This window comes from Streptomyces sp. NPDC002156, from assembly GCF_053593675.1.
Genome location: NZ_JBSFDA010000034.1, coordinates 1 through 23,058 on the forward strand (window position 1 = coordinate 1; position 23,058 = coordinate 23,058).

17 protein-coding genes and 1 pseudogene are annotated in these 23,058 nt (G+C 69.1%); 7 read left to right on the top strand and 11 right to left on the bottom strand.

Annotation, left to right across the window (positions count from 1 at the left end):
• A partial coding sequence (locus ACWCRB_RS16575; RefSeq protein WP_450996729.1) for an SDR family NAD(P)-dependent oxidoreductase occupies positions 1–928 on the top strand: 928 nt, incomplete at its 5' end.
• On the opposite strand, the gene ACWCRB_RS16580 is transcribed toward ACWCRB_RS16575, so the two are convergent.
• The 9 genes and pseudogenes from ACWCRB_RS16580 to ACWCRB_RS16620 all read right to left on the bottom strand — a co-directional run bounded on the left by ACWCRB_RS16580 (position 915) and on the right by ACWCRB_RS16620 (position 14,119).
• Positions 915–1,058, bottom strand: a complete 144-nt coding sequence (locus tag ACWCRB_RS16580; protein WP_450996730.1) for a hypothetical protein — start codon at positions 1,056–1,058, stop codon at positions 915–917. The genes ACWCRB_RS16575 and ACWCRB_RS16580 overlap by 14 nt on opposite strands.
• Positions 1,059–1,116: 58 nt before the next feature.
• Positions 1,117–1,519: pseudogene (locus ACWCRB_RS16585) on the bottom strand (SDR family NAD(P)-dependent oxidoreductase); the annotation flags it as partial.
• A gap of 116 nt (positions 1,520–1,635) precedes the next feature.
• A complete protein-coding gene (locus tag ACWCRB_RS16590) occupies positions 1,636–3,573 on the bottom strand; it encodes a pectinesterase family protein (RefSeq protein ID WP_450996731.1) in 1,938 nt (645 codons plus the stop codon).
• A 585-nt stretch (positions 3,574–4,158) separates the two neighbouring features.
• The gene (locus ACWCRB_RS16595; protein ID WP_450996732.1) at positions 4,159–6,411 is read right to left on the bottom strand and encodes a LuxR C-terminal-related transcriptional regulator; all 2,253 of its coding nucleotides are present in this window, start codon (positions 6,409–6,411) and stop codon (positions 4,159–4,161) included.
• 1,331 nt (positions 6,412–7,742) lie between these two features.
• Positions 7,743–9,131 carry a nickel/cobalt transporter gene (locus ACWCRB_RS16600; RefSeq protein ID WP_450996733.1) on the bottom strand — a complete coding sequence of 463 codons (1,389 nt, stop codon included), beginning with the start codon at positions 9,129–9,131 and terminating at the stop codon, positions 7,743–7,745.
• Positions 9,132–9,136: 5 nt separating this feature from the next.
• Positions 9,137–10,222, bottom strand: a complete 1,086-nt coding sequence (locus tag ACWCRB_RS16605) for a DUF3500 domain-containing protein (RefSeq protein WP_450996734.1) — start codon at positions 10,220–10,222, stop codon at positions 9,137–9,139.
• Positions 10,223–10,632: 410 nt separating this feature from the next.
• Positions 10,633–11,640 carry a VOC family protein gene (locus ACWCRB_RS16610; protein ID WP_450996735.1) on the bottom strand — a complete coding sequence of 336 codons (1,008 nt, stop codon included), beginning with the start codon at positions 11,638–11,640 and terminating at the stop codon, positions 10,633–10,635.
• Positions 11,637–12,509, bottom strand: coding sequence for an alpha/beta fold hydrolase (locus tag ACWCRB_RS16615; RefSeq protein WP_450996736.1), 873 nt, complete (start codon positions 12,507–12,509; stop codon positions 11,637–11,639). Before ACWCRB_RS16615 ends, ACWCRB_RS16610 begins: the two co-directional genes overlap by 4 nt.
• An 8-nt stretch (positions 12,510–12,517) precedes the next feature.
• The gene (locus ACWCRB_RS16620) at positions 12,518–14,119 is read right to left on the bottom strand and encodes a bifunctional 3-(3-hydroxy-phenyl)propionate/3-hydroxycinnamic acid hydroxylase (protein WP_450996737.1); all 1,602 of its coding nucleotides are present in this window, start codon (positions 14,117–14,119) and stop codon (positions 12,518–12,520) included.
• Between the two features lie 129 nt (positions 14,120–14,248).
• Between ACWCRB_RS16620 and ACWCRB_RS16625 the strand changes: the two genes are divergently transcribed.
• Positions 14,249–14,887, top strand: a complete 639-nt coding sequence (locus ACWCRB_RS16625) for a TetR family transcriptional regulator (RefSeq protein ID WP_405534738.1) — start codon at positions 14,249–14,251, stop codon at positions 14,885–14,887.
• 377 nt (positions 14,888–15,264) lie between these two features.
• Here ACWCRB_RS16625 and ACWCRB_RS16630 read toward each other — a convergent pair whose 3' ends face one another.
• The gene (locus tag ACWCRB_RS16630) at positions 15,265–16,872 is read right to left on the bottom strand and encodes an MFS transporter (RefSeq protein ID WP_450996738.1); all 1,608 of its coding nucleotides are present in this window, start codon (positions 16,870–16,872) and stop codon (positions 15,265–15,267) included.
• Between the two features lie 112 nt (positions 16,873–16,984).
• Between ACWCRB_RS16630 and ACWCRB_RS16635 the strand changes: the two genes are divergently transcribed.
• Positions 16,985–17,755, top strand: a complete 771-nt coding sequence (locus tag ACWCRB_RS16635) for a TetR/AcrR family transcriptional regulator (protein ID WP_450996739.1) — start codon at positions 16,985–16,987, stop codon at positions 17,753–17,755.
• A 14-nt stretch (positions 17,756–17,769) separates the two neighbouring features.
• Positions 17,770–18,444, top strand: a complete 675-nt coding sequence (locus ACWCRB_RS16640; RefSeq protein WP_450996783.1) for an LmeA family phospholipid-binding protein — start codon at positions 17,770–17,772, stop codon at positions 18,442–18,444.
• A gap of 279 nt (positions 18,445–18,723) precedes the next feature.
• Here the strand turns inward: ACWCRB_RS16640 and ACWCRB_RS16645 are convergent, their stop codons facing one another.
• Positions 18,724–19,737: an AraC family transcriptional regulator gene (locus ACWCRB_RS16645; protein ID WP_450996740.1), complete on the bottom strand. Its 1,014-nt coding sequence runs from the start codon at positions 19,735–19,737 to the stop codon at positions 18,724–18,726.
• Between the two features lie 274 nt (positions 19,738–20,011).
• Here ACWCRB_RS16645 and ACWCRB_RS16650 point away from each other — a divergent pair, with 274 nt between their 5' ends.
• From ACWCRB_RS16650 to ACWCRB_RS16660, 3 genes are all read left to right on the top strand, one after another.
• Positions 20,012–20,839 (top strand): SDR family NAD(P)-dependent oxidoreductase, encoded by an 828-nt coding sequence (locus ACWCRB_RS16650; protein WP_405534744.1) that lies wholly within the window; start codon positions 20,012–20,014, stop codon positions 20,837–20,839.
• Between the two features lie 90 nt (positions 20,840–20,929).
• On the top strand, positions 20,930–22,198 hold the full coding sequence (locus ACWCRB_RS16655; RefSeq protein WP_450996741.1) for an NADH:flavin oxidoreductase: 1,269 nt from the start codon (positions 20,930–20,932) through the stop codon (positions 22,196–22,198).
• The gene (locus ACWCRB_RS16660; RefSeq protein ID WP_405534746.1) at positions 22,195–23,028 is read left to right on the top strand and encodes a hypothetical protein; all 834 of its coding nucleotides are present in this window, start codon (positions 22,195–22,197) and stop codon (positions 23,026–23,028) included. The genes ACWCRB_RS16655 and ACWCRB_RS16660 overlap by 4 nt, the downstream gene beginning before the upstream one ends.
• Positions 23,029–23,058 lie beyond the last annotated feature (30 nt).

Below are 23,058 nucleotides of genomic sequence, written 5' to 3' on the forward strand. Positions count from 1 at the left end.
GCCGGGACTTGCTCCCGGCGCCGAACCCGTCGACACGAGCACGTTCACTCGACACAACGTAGACCTCATCAACACTATGTCGACCGCACCGGTCGCCGTCTTCAGCACCGAAAGGGCGACGCATGAGCCTCCCGCAGTCGTGACCGGCGCCTCGTCGGGCATCGGCGCCGACATCGCACGCGAGTTGGCCCGGCGCGGGCACGGCGTCACCCTGGTCGCCCGGCGCGAGGACCGGCTGCGCGACCGCGCCGAGGAACTGTCCGGTGCCGTCCGGGCGGAGGTCATCGCCTGTGACGTGGCCGATGCCGGGCAGCAGGCGCGGCTGTTCGACACGGTCGCCGAGCGTGGGTTGACGGTGGACGTCCTGGTCAACAACGCCGGCATCGGCACCGTCGACGCGGTGGCCCACTCGCCGGTCGAGGCCGAGATCGCGCAGGTCCGGGTCAACGTTGAGGCGGTCATCGACCTGACCACCCGGGCGGTGCAGCAGATGGTGCCGCGGGGGCGCGGCGCGATCCTCAACGTCGGCTCCGTCAGCGGCTTCCTCCCTCAGACAGGCCAGACCGGATACGCCGGGACGAAGGCGTTCGTGCAGATCAACAGCGAGAGGGTACGCGCGGAGCTGGCGGGCACCGGCGTCACCGTCGCGGTGCTGTGCCCGGGGCCGGTCCGTACCGGGTTCATCGCTGCGGCGGGCCTGGACGGCGACGCCCACGCCACCTCGACACCGAAGTTCCTGTACGTGCCGTCCCGCGAGGTCGCGAGGATCGGCATCGACACGCTCGACGCCGACCGCGGCGTGGTCGTCGCCGGCCTGCCCATGCGGATCGTCAGCCGGCTGATGCGTCTGACGCCCCGACGCATACTGCTGCGCGCTCTGGTCAAGCAGAACCCCGTGCTGAAGCGGGAGGACCTCACCCGCGGATGACCGGCACACTCCGTTCCACAGTGCAGACGTGGACGGCCGTCAGGACCGTCTGCTGCTCGGCCACGGTCCCGGCGACCTGCTCCGACTTGAGCAGGTCGTCCATGGCGGCGCGGCTGTCGGTTCCGATCACGACGCTTCCGTGGTAGCGGTGGAAGGTGGGCTTGTCGTGGCAGACGCCGAGCGTGGGGGACGACCCGGCCCCGGCCTCGTTCCCGCATCGCCTCGATCGGCGCCGAGGTCAGCCGGAGCACCACCTCGCAGTGAGCCTTGAGCATCTTCAGTCCGTCGGCCACTGGTACGTCGAGGTAGGGGGCCCTTGTTGGCGAGGCCGGCGTTGTCGACCAGCGGGTCGACCGGGTTCACGCGGTCGGCCAGGCGCCGCTCGATGGCCTCGATGCCGTCATCAGTCGCCAGGTCGGCCGTCAGCACCTCCGTCTTGATGCCGCGCCGGTCGTGTAGCTCGGTCACCTGCTCACGCAACCGCTTCGTGTCCCGTGCCACCAGGACGAGGTCGTAGCCGTCAGCGGACAGCCGCCGAGCGAAAACGGCACCGATACCTGCGGTCGATCCCGTGATCAGAGACGTCGTCATGCCGCACGACTAGCCATGGGCAGCCTGTCGGCACACCTTGGAACCCGGTGCTGGGGCAGGGACAGGTCGTGTTGTCCCTGCCCCGCCTTCGGTTCACCGTGCCGCGAGGGCTACGGTCAGAGGACCGGGTTCCAGCCGTCGCTGCCAGCCAAGTACTTCTGTGCGGTGTAGTCGGCCGCCTCAGAGTCGGTCAACATGGGGCGGTTGGAACCCCCGGGGGCGGAGCTGGTGCTGCACACCTGATCCACACAGTAGACGGAGGAGTTGCTGTACTCCTTGAACCGGGCCCAGCTCCAGGGGTATTCGGGCACCATGTCGGTCCAGGGGTGATCGCTCCTGATGCCTGAGTGGATCTTGGTGCCGCGGATCACAGCCTGGGGCCAGGCTTCCTGCACGTTGTGCCACGGCCGACCAAGGTACATCGTGTTGTCCGGCACGCCGTTGGTGAAGATCTCGCTGCCGGTGATCAGGATCCCGTACTTCTGCCGCCAGTCAGTGTTCGGCGCCAGCACCGTGCCGCCGACCCAGTTGCGCATGGCGATCCTGCATCGGTCGAACACTGCCGTGGCGTTGCCGAAGATGAAGTCGATCGAGCCCTCGATGTAGCTGTTGACGAAGTACTGCCGGGTCTGGTCGGTGACAACCGGCGACTTGACGAGCACCGTGTCCTGGCGGCCGATGATCCGGACGTTGTTGTACACCTGCCGATCGCCCATGGCGGCCAACGCCACGGCCTGGGTCTCGTATGGGTTGATCTCCGGGTGGGCGGCAGGGTCGAACGAGTTGGCGATCGTGAGATTCGAGACTCGCAGGTCGATCGACTTGAAAGTCGCCACGGCGCTGCCCTGGGTGCCCCACTGTGTGCCGTCGGGCTTGAGCATTCCGTGGGCCCTGTCGCCCGTGATGACGACATCGGCGGCGTTGGCGCTGACGCCCTCGAGCATCATCCAGGGCTTGCCCGCCGGGATGTTGATGAATTCGTGGTAGGTGCCCTCGTCGATGAAGATGGTGTATGGCTGGTCGAAATAGGGGACGTAGTCGATCGCGTCCTGCACGGTCCAGTAGTCGCCGGTGCCGTCGGGCGCGACGAGCAGCCACGCCCCTTCGATCTTCTTGCCGCCCCTCTTGGTGTGCTTGCCCCCGTGGTGGGCCAGCATGATCACGGCCGCGAGGGCCACCACGGTTTGGTAGGTGGCGCCGATTGCTTCGATTTCAGGCGTGAGGGCGACGGCACCCGCGACCATCGCGCCCAGGAGTACACCGCTCCACAAGGACCAGTTGTTGTGATGCTCTATGTGTCTCGCGGTGACGGTGAACGGCAGACCGTTTCCGAAGGCGGTCGCGGTTTCAGCCGCTTGATGCCGGAACCGGGAAGCTTCGGCGATTCCCACGATGATCTGAAGGATCGCCGCCGCCGCGTTCCTGGTCGTGGCCTGGGCACCGCCCTGGAGGGTCAGCACCGCGTTGTGGAGGCTGGAGGGGCTGATCTGCATGCCGTCGCGGGTGGCACCCTGTTGCTGCAGGTCGCTGTAGTTCGCCAGATTCTCGAACCGCGTGTTCGTGTTCGCGTTCGTCACACCGTTGCCTGGGCGGATCGAACCCGGAAGCTGCACGTGGGGATCCAACGTGAAGAAGGTGCTCAGGTACGCGACATCACCGTCCCGGGTGGCCGACCGCCATCCCATGATGTAGGCGTCGGACCGGCGTATGAACAGCCGGATGAGTTCGGGCCTGTCCTCTGCCTCCAGATCGACGGCGATGAACTCATTGTCCCCGTCCTCGTCGGTGACCAAAACGGGGCGGCCCGTAGTTGTGCGCTGCGGGTTGTCATCACTCACCAGCCTCCTGATGCCGTTGAGCAGTCGGGCATAGTCCATCTTGGCCACCTCGGGCTCACTGGAGATGGTCCAGGTGAGGTTCGCGGTGGGCGTGGCGCTGGCGCTGGGGGCGGCGGCAACCACCAGGCCCAGGCCGCCGACGGCCATCGCACTGACGGCCGTCGCGGCGGCGAGGAATGATCTACGTGAAGGTCGGCCCTGCTCTGCGCTCGTCACTTGAGCTCCGTTTCGTTGTTGGTGGCCCATTGGCGGGATGGCCATGTGCAGCGGTTTGCGATCTCGACGGTGCACAGGCGGTGATCCACCGCATCGGGCATGTACTGCTCCAGCCGCATTCCGTCGTTGCGTTGCTGCAGTTCACGGCGGTGAAGGCACGATCGAATGCCTGGATCCCTGCGGCTGGGAACGAGATGCTTTGCATCCGCGGAAGCCGAATGCTCCGGGTTCGAGCAACGCGCGCTGTTAGCGGGCTCTCCCGACTGTCGTGTCCGGCTGTCAGCTGCTGTCGCGGAGGTCTGAACTGCCCCTGGAACCGGTCTGTGCCGAGGGTGGCCACGGCAGTCGTGCCTCGAAAGATGGCGGGAGGGTCAGGCCGCGTCGCGGCGCCATATCCTGTCTCCGACATCGCCGGGTGTCTTCAGCCGGTCCGGTTCGGGTCGTAGGTCCGATGCCCGCGGTACTGGAACGTCCGCTTCGGTGTGTGTCATGCGAGCAAGGATCAACGCGGGGTCTGCCCGCAGGCCATACGCATTTCTGCGCTGCGGGCCGCGCCCCGGGTCCGCGTAGTTTTGCGGGGTTGTCCTACAGGGTGGGCGCCTGGTTGGCTGTCCACCAGGACGCGATCCGGGCGCGGGAGCCGAAGCCGAGCTTGGCAAGGATGTTCTTGACGTGGCCGTCGACCGTGCGCGGGGAACGTCCGAGTGCGGAGCCAATCTGCCGGTTGCTCATGCCCTGGGCCACGAGCGCGGCCACCTCCCGCTCTCTGCGGGTCAGGAGGCTCGGGGCGGTGGCCGGTTCCGGGGCGGCCGTGTCGGAGTCGGGGCCGGCGAGAGTGTGGGTGCGGGGCTCCACAGCGAAGGCGATGGCCCGGTCGGGGCTACCGTGCGGACTGCCTTCCTCGAACACCGTCTGGTACGAGGCCGGGCCCAGGGCGTCGATGACCTCTGCCTCGCAGCGCGCGTGGTGCTCGGCCATCCGCGGGTCGAACGCGGTGATGGCGGTGCCGGCGTCCCTCCACAGGTGGTCCGCGGCGCCCAGGAGCCGAGCGGCCTGCTTGCGATCGCCCACGGAGGCGGTGGCCCAGGCGAGCACTTCCAGCATCCTCGCGACCGCTGAATGGTCGTTGAAGCCCCTCATGCTCTCGAGCGCGGCTCGGGCGTGTGCCCCGGTCCCCTCCTGGTCACCCCGCTGCCAGGCGTCGAAGCCGAGGGCCAGCAGCACCTGCGCGCGTCCCCATCTCTCTCCAGTCGCCTCGGCGGCGTTGATCAGGTGCCCGCCCGTCTGCGCCGCACGCGGGTCCCCTACATAAGCCTGGAGGCAGGCCAGCGCGAGCAGCCAGCCGGCCGCCCCGCGTTCGTCGCCCAGCGCCGTCAGGGTGGCCAGCGCGTCCTCGTACCGGGTCATGGCTTCCCCCAGCCGCCCCCGGAAGTGCGCCGACACTCCGCGAAAGCCCCGCACGTCGGCCAGCAGGGCCGGGTCGCCCAGCTCCTCGCCGATCGCGTCGGCCTCATCCAACCACCGGTCGGCCACCGCCAGATCACCCTGACACAGCGCCACCCAGACAGCGCTCACCAGCGCCCGGGCCCGTGCCGGTGTGGGCTCGGACGCCACCGCCAGAGCCCGGTCGAGCTGACGGCGTCCCTCGCCGAGGAAGCCGCCGACGCACCAGTGGAAGGCCAGCGCGGCGGCCAGCGTGAGCCTTGCCTGGGGGTCGGCATCGCAGTCCAGGGCCGCCAGCAGGTTGCCGTGCTCGGCGCGCAGCCGGGTCAGGTTCTCCACCTGACCGGGGCCGTACCAGCCCTTGTCGACGCGCTGGGCGAGGGCGAGGAGGAAGTCGCGGTGCCGCCGCAGCAACCTGTCCTCCTCTCCCGACTCGGCGAGCCGTTCCCGTCCGTACTGCCGGATGGTCTCCAGCAGCCGGTAGCGCGGCAGGCCCTCGGCCTCGCAGGTCAGCACCACGGACTGGGCGACGAGTCGGTCCAGGAGGTCCAGCACTTCGTATGCTTCGATGCCCTCGCCCGCGCAGACTTCCTCGGCCGCGTCCAGGCCGAAGGTCCCGGCGAAGACCGACAGTCGGTTCCACAGCAGCCGCTCGACGGGAGAACACAGCTCCCAGCTCCAGTCGACCAGCGCACGCAGCGTGCGCTGCCGTGGCGGCGCGGTCCGGCAGCCACCGGTGAGCAGCGCGAACCGATCCGCCAGCCGATCCGCGGCCTGGTCGACGGTGAGGGTGCGCAGCCGGGCCGCGGCCAGCTCGATCGCCAGCGGCAGCCCGTCCAGGTCGGCGCACAGCCGGAGGACCTGTGCCCGGTTCGCGTCGGTGACCTGGAAATCCGGCCGGACGGCGGAGGTTCTGGTCCGCAGCAGTTCGACTGCCTCGTCCGGGGGCAGCGGGGGCACGGTGAAGACATGCTCGCCCGTGATGCCCAGTGTCTGCCGACTGGTCGCCACCATGCGCAGCCCGGCGGCGGCCGGCAGAAGCGTCTTCGCCAACTCGGCGCAGGCGTCGACGAGATGTTCGCAGTTGTCCAGCACGATCAGTACGTGCCGCCCGGCCAGATATCCCGTGAGCTGCTCCAGGACGGGCCGGGTGCCCATGTCCGGCACGCCCAGCGCGGCCGCCAGCGTGTCTGCCACCGCCGACGGCACCCGCACCGGGGCCAGGTCCACTACCCACGCACCGTCCGCGAACTCCTTGCGGGACTCCGCGGCCACCTCCAGGCCCAGCCGGGTCTTGCCCATCCCGCCTACCCCGGTCAGGGTCAGCAGCCGCGCCGTGGCCAGCACACGCCGGACCTCGGCGACCTCCCGCTTCCGCCCCACGAAAGGGGTCAAGGCCGCGGGCAGGTTCCCCACTTCGGATACCACACTGGTCGGGACAACCATGTTCACTCTCACCGGCAATCGTGTGGGCGACGTACCGAAGCACCATCGGCGCGGTGCGGCCGCAGCACACCGTTGCGCCCGCGGCCTCGGCCACAGCCGAGGCATCTGCCCCTCGACCTGTGCAATAGCGTCATCCGCCCGGCAGGGGACAGGGACCGCCCCCGGCGACCGAGGCTCTCAGCGCAACAACGACGGCATACCTGCGTGAATTGCTTTCCGCGTGTGCGCGTGACGAATATCGGCACCGCACTATCCCTTTCAACTGGAGCAGCCAGGCCATAATTGCACATATGCGAGCAATTATCTAAATGACGGTGCTCACAGTCCGCTGCGGCAACATGCTGGATGCTCGACGCCCACAGCAGAGACGAAAGACGTCCCGACCTGCCTCGTCACGACCGGCCCGGCACCCGTGCAAGGACTCCCACTGTCATGCGGCATGGCTTGCCGCCGGGTGGGCGCGAAGCGCACCGGAGGCATTCGTCATGATCAAGCCCAGCCAGTGTCAACGACGCTCGTGATCAATACGCCTGGGCCGGTCAGCCCCCCCATTTGGCAGGGCGAGTTGGGCGAGGCTGAGGACTTCCCGCGATACACGTCCCGGCTTCCGACTCCGGGGATCGCTGCTGTGGTATTGGGAGCCCGAAGGCTACCTAGGGGGTCGTGGCTACGAGGTTTCAGGCGTTGGTGCCACACCTGGAGTAGCGCAAACGTCGGCTGACCACAGAGGCGGAGGTTCGGCCGCTGGCAGGGCGGGATCAGGCTCGTCGCCGCTGCGACCGGGGTCCGGAAGGCCACGGTTCGCACGGAGAGTTCTGACCGACGCCCCGGACGCCACCTGAGAGCGGATTCCGTGCGGAGACGGCGCGAAGGCCGGCCCGTCACAGCCCGTCCCGCCTTGAGGAGGTCGCCTACTGCCTCACCTTCGCCCTCGCGGAGGCAGACGTCTCCGAACTGGTCCGCGTGGCCGGCTCCCGATGGGCCGTTGAGGAGTTCTTCCCGGCCACGAAGAACGAGCGCGGCCTGCACCAGTACGAAGTCCGCCGCTACGTGGGCTGGTACCGCCGCATCACTCCGCCCATGCTCGCGCACACCTTCCTGGCCGCGATGGCCGCTCACGCCCTCGAAAAGGACGCCGAAGACACGGTCCGAGCAGTCTCGTTCCCTTCGCCGTGGCCGAAGTGCGACAGCTCCTGGATCTTGCCTATTCCCAGCAGTCCGGCTGCCGCGGCCCATCATGAACCACCACCTAGCATGACAAATAGACAAACCCAACTAGATTACTGGCCGAGCAGCCCGCTCACTCCTCTGATCGTGATGGTCAGGCCGAGGATGGTCACGACAGCCGCGGAGACCATCGGCAGCCACCGGATCAGCGGGCTCCACCTGTCCGGGCGCTGGAACCCTTCCAGCCTCGTACGGGCGCTGACCAGGATCAGTCCGAGTCCGACCAGCACCCCGGCCAGCCCGACACTGAACGCGACGATCATGGCCAGGCCCAGCGCCGTGCGGTTGAGCCCGATGGCGAGCAGGAGCACGCCCAGAGCCTCGGGACAGGGGATGATCCCGCTGGAGACGCCCATGGCGGCGAGACCACGGAAGGTGGTGGGGACGGTCAAAGGCGCGTGATGGTGGTGACCCTCTCCGTGACTGTGGCTATGGCCATGGCTGTGGCTGTGGCTGTGGCTGTGAGCGTGCCCGACGCGCTGCTGCCAGCGGCGCAGCAGCAGTCGCGCGCCGAGGACCAGTACGACCGCCCCAGCGGTTATCTCCAGTACCGGCACCAGGACTTCGGGTACGACGAACCGGCCCGCGAACAGCACCAGCGTGCCGAGGGCGATCACGGAGGCGGTGTGGGTGACGGTGATGACCGCGCCGAGGCCGACCGCCTGCCGGGGGGTGCTGTTGGCGCCGACCAGGTAGGAGGCGAGGAGTGCCTTGCCGTGTCCGGGTGTCAGGGCGTGGAAGGCGCCGAGCAGGGCGCAGGTGCCGATCAGCAGGAGCAGTGCCCAGGGGGAGGTCAGCGGGGCGCGCAGGGCACTGAGCATCGTCCCCTCGCCTTCCCCCGCGTCGGCGGAGCTCGGAACGGTGTCTACCTCTCCCTCCCCGAACATGAGCGTCATGGCCCGCCCCTCGTCTCCTCTCTCGAACCCGCTGGGGCGCACCGCGTCCGTTGCCGCGACCAGCACGTCCGCCTGGACCGTCGTACGGACGCCGGGGTCGTACGCGTTGGTGAAGACGACCTGGCCGAGGCTGCCGGGCGACGGCAGTTCGGCCGTCAGGCCGACGCGTACGGCGCCGCCGGCTGCGGCGAGCAGCGCGTACTCGGCGTACTCACTGCCCGTCACGGTCAGCTTCACCTCCCGGCCGTCCACGCGCAGCGCGAGGGCAGAGGTGACACGGTGCAGGTGGACGGCCCGCTCGCGGGCGTCCAACTCCCCGTCACCATCGGTGTCGAGGGATTCGGCGAAGGCGGGTGCCACCAGCACGCCAGGTGTGATGGCGAGTTCGACGTCGAGGCGGGTGGTGGTGGGCGTCAGGTATGCCTGCTGCGCCACCTCGTCGGTCGGGTGCGCCTCGGCGGGTACGGCGGCCATGCCCGACCCGGCGACGGCCAGCGAGAGGGCCGCCGTCCACCGGGCCAGGCGACGGGTGCGGGGGGAGATCACGGACGTCAGTCCTCGGCGCCGTAGTCGTTGCCGTTCTCGCGGTAGATGGCGTGGATGTGGGTGACCCCGCCGGCGTTGGCGCCCTGGCCCTGCTGGTGGGCGAACTCGATGGTGTACGACGGGCTCTGCACCCGGTAGTAGATCGGCTGGTCGCTCTCTGTCGAGCCGTACCAGGCGAAGTAGGTGCTCTTGAGGTTCTTCTTGGCGTCCGCCAGCTTGGCCTTCGCCTGCTCGTCGTTGAGCGGGGTGATCCACTCGTCGATCAGGCTGAGCAGCAGCTTCTGCTGCTTCGCGGTGAGGTCGGACGCCTTGACGCCCTCGCTCTCCAGCGTCTTCCCGTCCTGCCCGGCGCCCAGCACGATCTCGGTGACCGCGGTGTCCAGCTCGGCCGTCTCGAACTGCTCGTCGTCCAGCGACTGCACGACCTTGAATGCCTTCTCGGTCTCGCCCTTCAGCGGCTCGACCTCGTTGCCGTCCTTGTCGTAGTACGCGGGCTGGGCGGCCCACAGGGTCGGGCCGAGCGTCATGGTGTCGCCGGTGAGGGTGATGTTGGTGCCGAGGTGGTGGCCGCCGTACTGGAGTGTCCACTGTCCGGTCTCGGACGGGGTGCCCAGGACGCGGATCCAGTAGTGGTCCGCGCCGAAGTCGAGGTCGATGCCGCCCGCGTCCTTCAGGACGCCGTCGCCGTACGTGATCCCGGTGACCTGCTCGTAGCCGTCCTCGCTGAGCGCCGCCTTGAGGATGGCGAGCACAGCGGCCTGCTGCTCGTCGTCGAGGGAGTCCATCCTGAGGCCCGCCCGCTCGAAGAGCTGGTCGGGCAGGTTGGACCACTGCGACAGGTTGGCCTGGGTGCGCTCGGCCTGCACGGACGACTTCTGCGAGTCGTCCAGGGTCGCCAGGAACGCCTTGGTCGCGGTCAGGACCTGGGCGGCCGCCTTGCCGCCGCCGGAGCCGGAGCCGGACGACGTGGTGGCGGAGGCCGAGGCCGAGGCGTCCGTGGACGTCGACGACGACTCGGAGTCACCCGACCCACAGGCAGTCGCGAACAGAAGCACGGCGGCAACACCGGCCGCGAGACGGTATTCGGACACGGCAGTTCTCCAATGGAGGGGAAGGGAGAGGAGGGGAGAGCGGGGAGCGGGGAGCGGGAGGGGACGACGCTCCAGGCGGTGATCATGGAGAAAACTGATGGAAGCGTCAAGTGTGATCGGGGCCGATCACGTTGCCTGACGGTAGGCGAAAACTCTGTTTACGCAGATGAGGCATGCGTTCGCCGCGCGATCGCTGACGAAATTGCTAACAAAATGACAGCTTCGGCCCCGATGCGAGACGGACCGTGCGGAGCTGGTCGACGAAGCCGCGGATGGGTTCGAGGCTCTGGATGGCGGACGGTGCCGCAGCCGATTGCCCTTGGCCGGCAGCGCGGCACGCCGGGCAAGGAAATGTGCCCCGCACCCGCCGATCGGGACCGGCGTCGACGCCGGTCCCGACAGGGGCGCTGTCACTCGTCGGGGATACCGGCGCCGCTGAGGGCCGGGACGGCGTTCTCCGGGTGGGCGAGGGAGCGGGCTCCGAGCCGGAACTGGTCGAGTTTGTCGACGATGGTCTGGCCGACCGGGGTGTGGCCCCAGATGCTGATGCCCTGGTGGGTGCTGGGTTCCCAGGTGGACTCGTCGACGACGATCGGGTTCCAGCCGACCTCCCACTCGAAGCCCGAGGGGGTGCGGGCGTAGTAGGAGAGTTCCCTGTCGTTGGTGTGCTGGCCGACGGACAGCGCCATGTCGAAGCCGAGTTCACACACCCGCTGGTAGCTGCGGGCCACGTCGTCGAGGCTGGTCACCTCGATGTTGAGGTGCTGCACCCGGGTGCGGATCGGGTCGATGGGCAGGCCGCGGACGGCGGCGATGGCGATGGAGTGGTGGCGTTCGTTGACCCGCAGGAAGCGGATCTTGAGCTTGACGCCGCTGATCGTCTCGTCGATGTAGTCGGTGAGGCGGGCGTCGAAGACCGTGTTGAAGTAGCCCCGCAACTGGGCCGGCTTGGTGGACGTGATGGCGACGTGGCCCATGCCCGAGTCGCCGGTGACGAACCCGGAGGCGAGCATCCGCAGCGGCTCGGCGGACTTCACCGGGGTGGTGTAGATCTCCTGGGTGATGCCCCTGGGGCCGGGGAAGCGGAGCAGACGCTCGACGCCCCGCAACTCCGCCTCCTCCTTGGTGCCTTCGACGACGGGGACGCCGTGGGCACGGATACGGGCCTCGATCTGCTCGAACGTGGCGTGGTCGTCGAGGTGCCAGCCGGTGGCGACGACGTCCTCGGCGAGCCCTCGCCGGAGCAGGAAGCGGCACTCCTGGTCGTCGAGGCGGAACCGCATCAGGCCGGCGTCGAGGTCGTCGCGGTGCATGCCGATGGCCTCAGTGCCGAAGCGGCGCCAGTCGGCGAAGCGGTTGGTCTCGATGACGACGTAGCCGAGGTGGACGGCGCCGAAGACCGAAGCGGTGGTGTTCATCGGCGGCCTGCCAGGAAGTCGGCGCACAGCCGGTTGAACAGCTCGGCGCGTTCGAACTGGACCCAGTGCCCGGTGTTGGCGACCTCGTACAGGTCGCAGTTGGGCATCCTCCCGGCCAGCATGGGACCGCCGGAGGGGCGGTTGACCTTGTCCGCCGCGCCCCACAGCACCAGGGTGGGCACGGGCAGCCGGGCCAGTCGCTTGTCGCGGGTGAAGTCCATCTTCCACAGGGTGCGCAGCGCGTTCGGGCCGGACGGGCGGCGCAGCGGCGGCGCCGCGACGACGTCCGGGTCGATGCTGTCCTGGTACCGCGCGTCGATCACACTGTCCGGCACGTCGGCGGCGTTGAAGACGAGGTAGTTGCGGATGAACTTCTCCAGCTTCAGCCGCGAGGGCCCGTCCCCGGAGTAGTAGTTGAGCAGGCTGTTCAGGCCCGGGGTGGGCAGCGCACGCGTGGTGCCGATGCCGCCGGGGCCCATGAGGACCATGCGGTCGACGCGGTCGGGGGTGTCCAGGGCGAGGCGCAGGGCGCAGGCGCCGCCGTAGGAGTTGCCGACCAGGTGGGCCTTGTCCAGGCCGAGTCGGTCGAGCAGAGCGCGGATCGTGTCGGCGAGGTACCCGAAGGGGTCGGCGCCGTCGACGCCCTTGGTGCTTCGTCCGTAGCCGGGCAGGTCCGGGACGATGACCCGGTACTCCTTGGCCAACTCCGCGATGTTCCGAGCATAGTTGGAGACACCGGAGGCGCCGGGTCCGCCGCCGTGCAGCAACAGGACGGGCGGGCCCTCTCCCGTCTCGGCGACGAAGATCTTCTTGTCGGCGACGTCGAGCAGGGACTCCTGCATCGACGGCAGTTCGGTGTGCGTGGTCATGGCAGTCCTTACAGGGCGATCGAGGCGGTCGGGCGCGATGCCGTAGCGAAACCGGTGGGAGGCGGCGGGAGTGGGGCGCCGGTGCGTGCGGCGGCGTAGACATAGGCGTCCGGGCGCAGAGCGAGGGTGGCCACGCGGTGCTCGGCCAGCCAGGGCAGCAGCACGCCCTCGCTGTCGACGACCGTGCCCTCGGCCGGCTCGGAACCGACGGGCGTGACGGTCAGCGAGGGAACGCCGGCGCGGTCCCACGAGGGCTGGGGCACGGACGGGCCGCCGTGCAGGAGCAGCCAGCGGCCGCCGAGTACGTCGTCCAGCCGTACGCGTTCACCGTCGGGGCCGGTCACCCAGGGCTGCGGGATCTGGTGGCCGGACGCCTTGGTGCGCGGGCGGGCCTGGAAGCCGTCGGCGTAGTGGGCGACGGGGATCCAGTTGGAGTCCTGGAGCCAGTTGCTGAAGCCCGGTATGCGATTGAGGCCGCGCAGTGCGGTGTTCCGGATGCGGGTTACCGGCAGGCGCCGTTCGGTGATGATCCGCCCGACGAACACCGCCCGCTTGGTGATCTCCTTGACGTGCGGCTTGCGTTCGGCCTCGTAGCTGTCCAGCACCGACTCGGGCAGCTCGCCGCGCAGGACGGCGGCCAGCTTCCAGCACAGGTTGGCCGCGTCGCGCACTCCGGCGGCCATGCCCTGGCCGATCCACGGCGGCATCGCATGGGCGGCGTCGCCGGCCAGGAAGACCCTGCCCATACGGAAGCGGGCGGCGAAGCGAACGTGGTGGCTGTAGACGGTGGCCCGCAGGATTTTGATGCTGTCCCGGCTGATGCCGTACCGCAACACCATCGAGTGGATCGCGTCGTGTGTGGTCAGGTACTGCTCGTCGTCGCCCGGCAGGATCGGGAACTCCCAGCGGTGATGGCCGAGCGGGGTCGGGCAGTCCACGGCAGGCCGCGTGGGGTCGCAGCGAAAGCGCAGCCGGTCGTGGTCCGGCCAGGGCTTGAGCATCTCGGTGTCGATGACCACCCAGCGGTCCTCGTACGTCTTGCCCTCGTAGCCGATATTGAGCTGGGCGCGGGTGAGGCTGGAGCCGCCGTCGGCAGCGATGATGTAGGAGGCTCGCACCCGGTGCAAGAAGTCGTCGGCGGTCCCGACCACCGTCAGCTCCACGCCCTCCGCATCCTGCCGCAGCCGTAGACACTCGTGCCGCAGCAGGACGTCCACGTTCGGGTAGCGGCCGACGCCCTCTCGCAGCACCTGTTCCAGCGCCGGCTGGTAGATGAACATCTGCGGCGGATGGCCATGGCCGCGCGGGCTGGGGTGTGCGCTGATGAAGGCACGGCCCTTGGCGTCGACGAAGTCCAGCGGCCGCTCGGCCAGCATGTCTTGCTTCAGCCGCTCGGCCAGACCGGCGCGCTGCCAGATCCGCATGACCTCCTCGTCCGTGGAGATCGCCCTGGCCCGGGAAAAGATCTCGGCGTCGCGCTCGAGTACGACGACCCTGAGACCCATCGCCCCAAGCAGGTTCGCCGCGGTCACTCCTGTGGGTCCGTAGCCGATCACGGCCACGTCATACGCCTCGTCTTCGGCTCTGTCCCTGGCACGGGTTCCGCTCACCAGGCCACCTCACTGTCATCCTGAACTACATCGGCTCTTGCTGTAGCGTTCACTCCAATTAGAGTAATCGCTACGGTAAAGTGGGTACACGACGAGGTCAAGAGCTGGACTGAGGGAGGGGCGGATTCGATGACCAGGCCGCAGGGGGCGCGCCAGAAGCGCGCGAACGGGGTGGAGTCGCGGCAGCGGATCCTCGACGCCGCGGTGGAGATCGCCGGTGAGCGGGGGTACGAGGGCACGTCGATCGCGGCGGTGAGTACCAAGTGCGGGCTGCCCGCGAGCTCGATCTACTGGCACTTCAAGGACAAGGACGATCTGATCGCCGCCGTCATCGAGCGCAGTTTCGAGACATGGCTCGCGGCCGTGGAACTGCCGGGGGAAGAGACGGGCACGCCGCTGCAGCGGGTCACGAGCATGGCGGCGAACGTGGCGAAGTCGCTCGTCGACGCCCCGGACTTCCTGCGCCTGGGTCTCATGCTCGCCCTGGAGCGACGGCCCACCGAGCCCCGGGGCCGGACGGTGTTCCTCCAGGTCCGTGACATCGCAGGCCGGAAGATCACCGAGGTGATCGAGATCCTGGCCCCAGACCTGGACGAGGACGCCGTACGCACGCTCACCACCTATGCCGTCGCCGGCGCAGACGGACTGTTCATCCAACGGGAGGTCGTCGGCGACGCCGTCGACCTCGTCGCGATGTTCGAGCTGCACGCGCAGTTGGTCTATGAAGCGGCCATCTGTATGGCTGCGAGGAGCGGGGGGCGACTCTGACCGCCTGACAGCGGGTCCGGCCGGGTGCGACGACCCGACGGAACCCGTCGCTGCGGGCTTCCGGCTCGGCACGCGGATGGACGAGTCCCACCCGGAACTCATCAGGTCCTGCGCCCCGCTGCCTCGGACAAGTCCACTCGGGCCGCTTCACAGCCCTCGAACCTCGCCGAGACGACGCTGCGCATGCTGGGCGTCCCGACGGTCGACGCCCGCCAGGTCGACGCCCGTTGCCCGACCTCGGCCGAGAAGGAGGGCGGTGCCGGCTGCCCCTCCCGGCACCGCCCCGGCCGTGCGCCGCTCAGGCACGGCCGCCCTGGGATGGAGGAGTACGGCGGATCCGCCGGGCGGCCTCCTCCTGAACCGCCCCGCCTGGAGCCTCAGGCGACGCCCGCGCGCTCCGCCTCCGCCTCCGCCGCATCCTCCTGAGCAGACTTTCCGGCGCGCTTGCGTCCCGGCAGGACGACGAGAACGATCAGGGTGCCGGCGGCCATGATGATGCCGCCGATGAGGCTGGTGTGCGCGACGCTGTGCGCGAAGGACTCGTTCACCGCGTCCACCAGTGCCTGCGCCTGCTGGGCGCCGGTGGTGGAGGTCTTCGCGAGCTGTTCGGCGACCGCGAGGCCGCCGCCCACGGATTCCTTGGCGATCTCCAGCGCATCGGCCGGGAGCTGTCCGCCGACCAGGTCGGTCAGCTTGTCCTGGTAAGCCGTGCCCAGCAGTGAGCCGAGGATCGCGATGCCGAGGGAGCCGCCGAGTTCCATGGAGGTGTCGTTGGCGCCACCGCCGACGCCGAGTTCGGACTCGGGGAAAGAGCCCATGATGGTGTCGGTCGCCGGGGACACGCTCAGGCCGATCGCGAAGCCGAGCAGCATCATCGGTGTCAGGAAGTCGGTGTACGTGGAGCCCTTGTCGACCTGCGTGAGCAGGAAGACACCCGCCGTGCCTATCAGCATGCCGGCCACAACCATCGGCTTCATGCCCAGCTTCGGGGTCAGCTGCCCGGTCACCGCGGCGCCGAGGAAGACGGCGCCGGCCAGCGGCAGCAGCCGTACGCCGGTTGCCAGCGCGTCGTAGCCGAGGACGAACTGCAGGTACTGGGTGGAGTAGTAGATGGCGCCGAAGGTGCCGAAGAAGAAGAACAGCACCGCGAGCATCGCACCGCTGAAGGGGCGCAGCCGGAACTTGCGCACGTCCAGCATGGGGTGCGGGTGGCGTAGCTCCCACGCGACGAAGGCGACCAGGCCGACACCGGCGACCACCGCGGCGGCGATCGGGCCGGCGCCCCAGCCGAAGTGCGGGCCCTCGATGGTCGCGTAGACCAGGCAGCCGACCGAGACGATGGAGAGCAGACCGCCCACGTAGTCGATCCGGCCCATGCCTTCAGCCTTGGACGGCGGGATCAGGACCAGCGCGCCGATGACGGCGACGACGGCGATGGGGACGTTGATCAGGAAGGTCGAGCCCCACGCGTGGTCCTCCAGCAGCCATCCGGCGACCAGCGGGCCGACGGCGATGGCGAGACCGGACGTGGCGGTCCAGGCCGTGATGGCCCGCGTTCGCTCGCGCTTGGGGAAAGTCGCGACCAGCAGGGACAGTGTGGCCGGCATGACCACGGCGGCACCCACACCCATGATCGCGCGGGCCGTGATGACCAGTACGGTCTGGTCGACCAGGCTGCCCATCACCGAGCCGCCCGCGAAGATCACCAGGCCGGTGATCAGGGCGCCACGGCGGCTGTACTTGTCGCCGATCGAGCCCAGCACCAGCATCAGCGCGGCGTACGGGACGGTGTAGCCGTCGATGACCCACTGCAGATCACTGCTGGACAGACCCAGGTCCGTGGTCATGTCGGGCGCGGCCACGATCAGCGATGTGTTCGCCATGACCACGATCAGCAGACTCAGGCACAGCACGATCAGAGCCCACCAGCGGCGGGGATACGGCCCCGTCATCTTCTCGACGGGTGTGGTGGCGATCAAGGGCATGGGGGCTCCCAGGGACGGATTAATTGCACATCGATGGGTAGACTATTTTATTGCTCACCGATGTGCAAATTCTCCGAGGCCCACCACCCGTTCCCCTTCAAAAGGTGCTGATGTGACCAACGGACCACCCCCACACGCGCCACAGCGCCGCACGGCGCGCACCACCCGCGAACGCATCCTGGAGGCGGCCGGGCAAGAGCTGGGCCGCAACCCTGACAGCAGCCTCGCCGACATCGCCGAAGCCGCGGGCGTGGCACGTCGCACCGTCTACGTCCGCTTCGCCGGCCGGACCGCACTCGTCGAGGGACTCGCCGCGGATGCGGGGGAAGCGATACGCCTCGCGGTCACCGTCGCGAAAACGCCGTCCCCCGACCCGGCGAGTGCCCTGGCGCGCTTTGTCCTCACCCTGTGGCCGGTCGGCGATCGCTACCGCACACTCATCGCCCTCGCCTGCCGGGATCTGGGGGCCGATCGGGTGAGCGAACTCCTCTCCCCCGCCCGCGACACGGTCGCCGAGATCCTCGCCCGCGGCCAGCGGCAGGGCGTCTTCCACACCAGCGTTCCGCCCGGCCCCCTCAGCAGAGCCCTCGAAGCACACCTGCTGGCACTCCTGGACAGCGTCAACTCCGGGACCTGGGGCGACGACGGCACCGGCGCCGCCACCGCCGCGCTGATCGCCGCAGGCGTCGACCAGGACGACGCAGCTTCCACGGTCCAGCGTCTGCACGGCGCCGGGCACAGTCACCCCTCTGAAGGAGTCTCATGCGCCAGCCCCGCTACGGATATGAGGACGACGACGTCCCGTACGCGTCATTCGAGCCACCCGCGGCGCCCCGCAGGGCCCGACGGCCGGTCGTCGTCGGCGTCGTCCTGGTCGCGCTGACCCTCGTGCCCCTCGTGGTCGACCGGGTCGCGGCGGCCCACGTGGAGTCGCGCACGGCGAAGGCATTCCAGCAGGGCATGGACACGCCTGAACGGCCCGAGGTCCACGTCCGCGGCTTCCCGGTGCTGGCCCAACTGGCCTCCGGCACCCTGCGGCACGTGGACATCACCGCGCACGACATACCCGCCGACGGACCCGACCGCCCACTTCCGGTCTCCCGACTCGACCTCGCACTGGACGGACTGTCGAAGTCCGACGACGACACCGAGGCACTGGCACACTCGGCGGAGGCGACCGCCTACCTGTCGTACACGGACGTGTCCCACACTCTCGGGCTGGAGGTCTCCCAGGGCACCCGCCCGGGCCGGATCACTGCGCGCGTCCCGCTCCCCCTCGGCAGCGACGTCACCGTGACGGCCACCGTCTCGGCGGTCTCCGGCAACCGCGTCTCCTTCAAGGACTTCGAGGTCGCGGGCGGCGCACCGGCCACCACCCAAGCGCTGCTCGACAAGATCTTCGAGCAGCCGATCCCACTACGGAACGTCCCCGAGGGCCTGCACCTGCGCTCGGTCACCCCCACGGCGAGCGGACTCAGCGCCCGCTTCTCCGGCGAGTCGGTCACGTTCCGCCCCGACGGTGGGTCACAGAGCAACTCGGCTCAGGACAACTCGTCGTATCGCCAGGCGTGAGAACGAGGATGAGCCCTCGGCCGTCCACCGTCGCCTGAGCACCCGCGAGGTGGGGGCTGCGTACGGACCTGGCTCGCCGCCTTCGCCGCAGTCGGCCCTTACGAGGTCACCTCGCGCTTCTACCGCCCCATCCCTGAATGCATCGCCGGATTCGGGGGGGGGACGTGGCGCCCGGCATGATCGACACCGACATGCTCTCCGCTCACCGAGGAACCCGGGATGCGGCGGTCCGCGGTGGAGGCCGTACCGCTGGGCCGGATCGGCACCGCGGGCGAGGGATTACCGGTTGCCGCGACGAAGCGCCGTCGGCGTCTGTCCGAACCAGCGCCTGCAAGCACGCGTCAGGGCCGACTGTTCGGAGAAGCCCAGGGCGAGTGCCACGTGCGACATCGAAAGGGAGGACTCCGTGAGGTACTGGTGCGCCAGTTCCCTCAGCGCCTCGTCGCGCAGGTGGTCGAAGCTGGTTTCCTCCTCGGCCAGGCGGCGCTGCAGTGTCCTGGGGTGGAGCGCCAGCATTCTCGCCACCTGCTCAAGGCCCGCTCCCGCCCGCCCGCCGGGAGTTCGCGCCATCGCGGTGCGGACGAGGTCGGCCGTGGACGAGCCGGGCGCCGGGTAGTTCGTGTCGAGGTAGCTGGTCGCGACCCGGCGGATCGTCTCGTCGACGTCCTGGAGAGGGACGTCCATCAGACGCTCGTCGATGATCAGGGCACCGTGGGCACGTTCCGGTCGCACTTCGGCTCCGAAGAAGCGCACGTAACTCGACAGCGGGGCAGCGGGCGAGTGCGGCAGCAGCACGGCCCGGGGCCGGTATCCGCTCCTGACGACGAGGCCGAGAAGCCGGTGGGCCGTGGCGAGACCCAGGTCCATCGCCTGACGGGCGGGCGGGCGGGGGTCGAGCACCATCTCGAAGCGCATCGCGACGTGGCCGGGGAACTCCTGGCCCGCGGGGACCAGCGCCAGGGTGAGCGACGGGCTGTGCACGAACAGGTACTGCGCCGCGGTCTGGATCATCTCCCGCACGGTCGGCGTGTTCTGCAGGACCAGGGCCAGTGGTCCAAGTGCGGTCGGGTCCTGCGCATGCGCCATCCGCAGACCGAAGTCCGGGCAGCGCAGACCTACCGCCGACGCCTCCAGCAGATGCATCGCAGCGCGCGCCGGAACCAGGGCATCCTCCTCGTCCAGCGCCTGACCGGGCAGACGCGCCGATGCGAGCAGCGCGTCCGGGTTCCCGCCGAGCTGGCGGACCAGACTCGCCCAGCCCCGCAGGGTCGCGGCCCGCACCAATGGTTCCATGTCGTGCAAAGTAAAAATTCTGTCGCATGATGTCAAGCAAACCCTCGTGCACCGCGCCACACTCACTGCTGGCGCCCGTTACTTCGAGTAGCGGACACGCCTCTGCGGGCCCAGGGACAGGCTCGCCAGCCAGCGGGTCACACGCCAGGTCCGGCCGCCGGGACGCGTCGCGGACAGGGCAGGGTGACCGCCCGACTTCAGTCGGGCTGCTGCCCTGAGCCCACCCGGCATCGACCTGCGGCCCGCCCGCACCCATCGGAAGGCATCGAGCCGCGTGAACGCATTCGCAGACAGGGTCGCCGTCATCACCGGAGCGGGCTCCGGCATCGGCCGGGCGCTGGCCGTCGCACTCGCCTCCAAGGGGGCCAGGCTGGCCCTGTCCGACGTCGACACCGCAGGGCTCGCCGCAACAGTACGGCGAGTCGAGGCGTTCGGCGCCGACGTCGAAGCAGCGCGGGTCGACGTCTCCGAGCGTGAGGCCGTCTTTCGCTACGCCGGTGAGGTCGTCGGTCGGTTCGGGCGGGTCCATCAGCTCTACAACAACGCCGGCATCGAGTACCACGGCGCGTTCGAGCGCTCCGCTCTCGAGGACGTCGAACGGATCATGAACGTCGATTTCTGGGGCGTGGTGAACTTCAGCAAGGCGTTCCTGCCGCACCTGATCGCGTCGGGGGACGGACACCTGGTCAACGTCTCGAGCCTGTTCGGCCTGATGTCGGTGCCCGGGCAGAGTGCCTACAGCTCGGCGAAGTTCGCGGTGCGTGGCTTCACCGAGTCGCTGCGCCAGGAGATGCTGGCGGCCGGCCACCCCGTCAAGGTCACGTGTGTGCACCCGAGCAGCGTCAAGACGGCCATCGCACGCAACGCGGGTGTGCCGGCCGGCGACGACCGAGCCGCAGTGGTCAACCTCTTCGACCGCAAGCTGGCCCGCATCTCCCCCGACGACGCGGCACGGACGATTCTGCGCGGCGTCCGCAGGAACAAGGCACGTGTCCTCGTCGGCGCCGACGCGAAGTTCCTCGACGCCTTCGTCCGCATCGTGGGGCCTTCCTACCAGCGCGTCACCGCGGCCGTCGCGGCGCGAGCACTTACCGACCACTGAACCGGCAGCACTGGCAACCGGCCGTCGTGGACGACTCGGCCACGACGCGCCCGAACATCACAGCATCCATGAGGTAGAGGAGAGCCACCGATGCCTACTCCCCCGACCAGCCCGCTCCTGCGCCCCTTGCGGATCGGCCCGCTCACCGTGCCGGGCCGGCTCTACAAGTCGGCGACCAGCGAGACCCGTGCCACCGACGACGGGTACGTGACGGACGAACTGCTCGAGTTCTACGAACCGATGGTGCGGGCCGGTACCCCGCTCATCGTCACAGGCAACCTCTACGTCTCTCTGCAGTCCAAGTCCGCCGGACGTCAGGCCGGCATCGACGCCGACGACAAGAAGGCCGGACTGCGGGACTGGGTCGACCTGGCGCACAGCGGCGGCAGCCTCCTGATCGCCCAGCTCAACCACGGTGGTCGCCAGATGGTCAGGTCGGCCGACCCCGGCAAGTCACCTGTGTCCGCGTCAGCGGTGCGCGAGCCTCTGTACGGGACGAAACCGAGGCCCCTGCGCCGGGACGAGATCCCGGCCGTGGTGGAGACCTTCGCGGCCGCCGCGGAGCGGGCCCGGGGCGTGGGGTTCGACGGCGTACAGATCCACGCCGCCCACGGCTACCTGCTCGGCCAGTTCCTCACCCCGCACACCAACCGCCGCACCGACGGGTACGGCGGCAGCCTCGACAACCGGATGCGCCTGCTGCGCGAGGTGTACCGGGCGATACGCACCCGCGTCGGCGACGACTTCCCCGTACTGCTCAAGCTGAACGGCACCGACATGCTCCCCCTGCGCCGCGGGGCGACGACTGCCGAGCTCGTGCGCGTCGCCAAGGTGATGGAAGGCGAAGGCATCGACGCGGTCGAGATCTCGAGGGCGCACTACGAGTCGTGGCCGGGCATGATCCTGGGACACTACAAAGGGTTCATCCGCGGACAGATCACCGAGGGCTCAGGGATGTCGATGACGCGTCGGCGACGCCTGGCGATGCTGGCTGCCGCCCCCGTCATCGAACGTGTCGCAGAGCGTCTCGCCCCTGGCGGCGAGGGCTTCAACCTCCCCCAGGCCGAGCAGTTCACCGCGCGGCTGGACATCCCGGTGATCTGCGTCGGTGGGTTCCACACGAGGGAAGGGATGGAGTCGGCCGTCGACAGCGGCCGCTGCGATGCCGTCTCGGCGGCCCGAGCCATGATCGCCGACCCGTTCCTGTTCAGGAACGTGCAGGACCCCATGCCGGGTCGGCCGGTGTGCGAGTACCGCAACGGATGCATCGCCCGTTTCGGCGGCAAGGCGATCGACTGCTACGTCGAGCCGATCCGCATCCAGAAGAACCACATGCTGCGACGGACGGAGCAGGCGTGAACCACATCCCGAGCGACCACGAGCCCTTTGGCACCCGCCTGGGCAGCCCGATCACCGGGAGTAGGACGGCTCCGGTACCGACCACTTCGGGAATCTTCCCGGTGTGGCTCCGCGAGGACCTGCCGAGAGAAGTCGCCCGCCAGTACTGGAAAGGACCGCACGCGCAGATCGTCGCGCGGCTGCCCAGCATCGCCGAATACCTCCAGCATCACTTCTCCCCCACCGATCACGGCTACTGGCCCGCGTCTCCTACGGTGGGCACCGTCGTCCCCCCGAACTGGCGCTGTGACGGCATCGCCGAGGTCCGGATGGTGAGCATGGCCGGCGCGCTCACCATCCCGGTCCATATGCGAGAGGTGTACCTCGACGAGCAGAACGTCTTCGACCGGGTGCTCGGAAACCTGACCGGCCCACGGGGAGGCCGCTGGTGGACCGACGGCCACGACGTCGGCGTCGGCCACCGCACCGTCCTGCTGCTGCGCCGACGTCGCGGATTGAGCCGCCGCGCGTTCCGCAGATACGTGCACGAGCGCATCGGTCCCGCGCTCCACGAGGCTGGTGCGCGTGACCTCCGCACGTACACCTTCCTGCCCTGGACCTCGCTTCCGCATCCCACGCCCGGCATCTCGCACGACAATCCGACCTTCCGCCGCTACCACGGATGTGTCGTCCTCGGAGCCGACAACCGCGCCGCCGTGGACGAGATCCTGGCGTCCAAGCAGATCGCCGATCTGGTCGCCGATCAGCACACGGTCATGACGGCCGTCCACGCATTCACTGTCGAGCACACCGAGCCGGTCATCAGGACGGGCGCTCCGGTCCGGCCCTGAGGCAGGCCACCCGGGGGGCTGCGCGAGCTC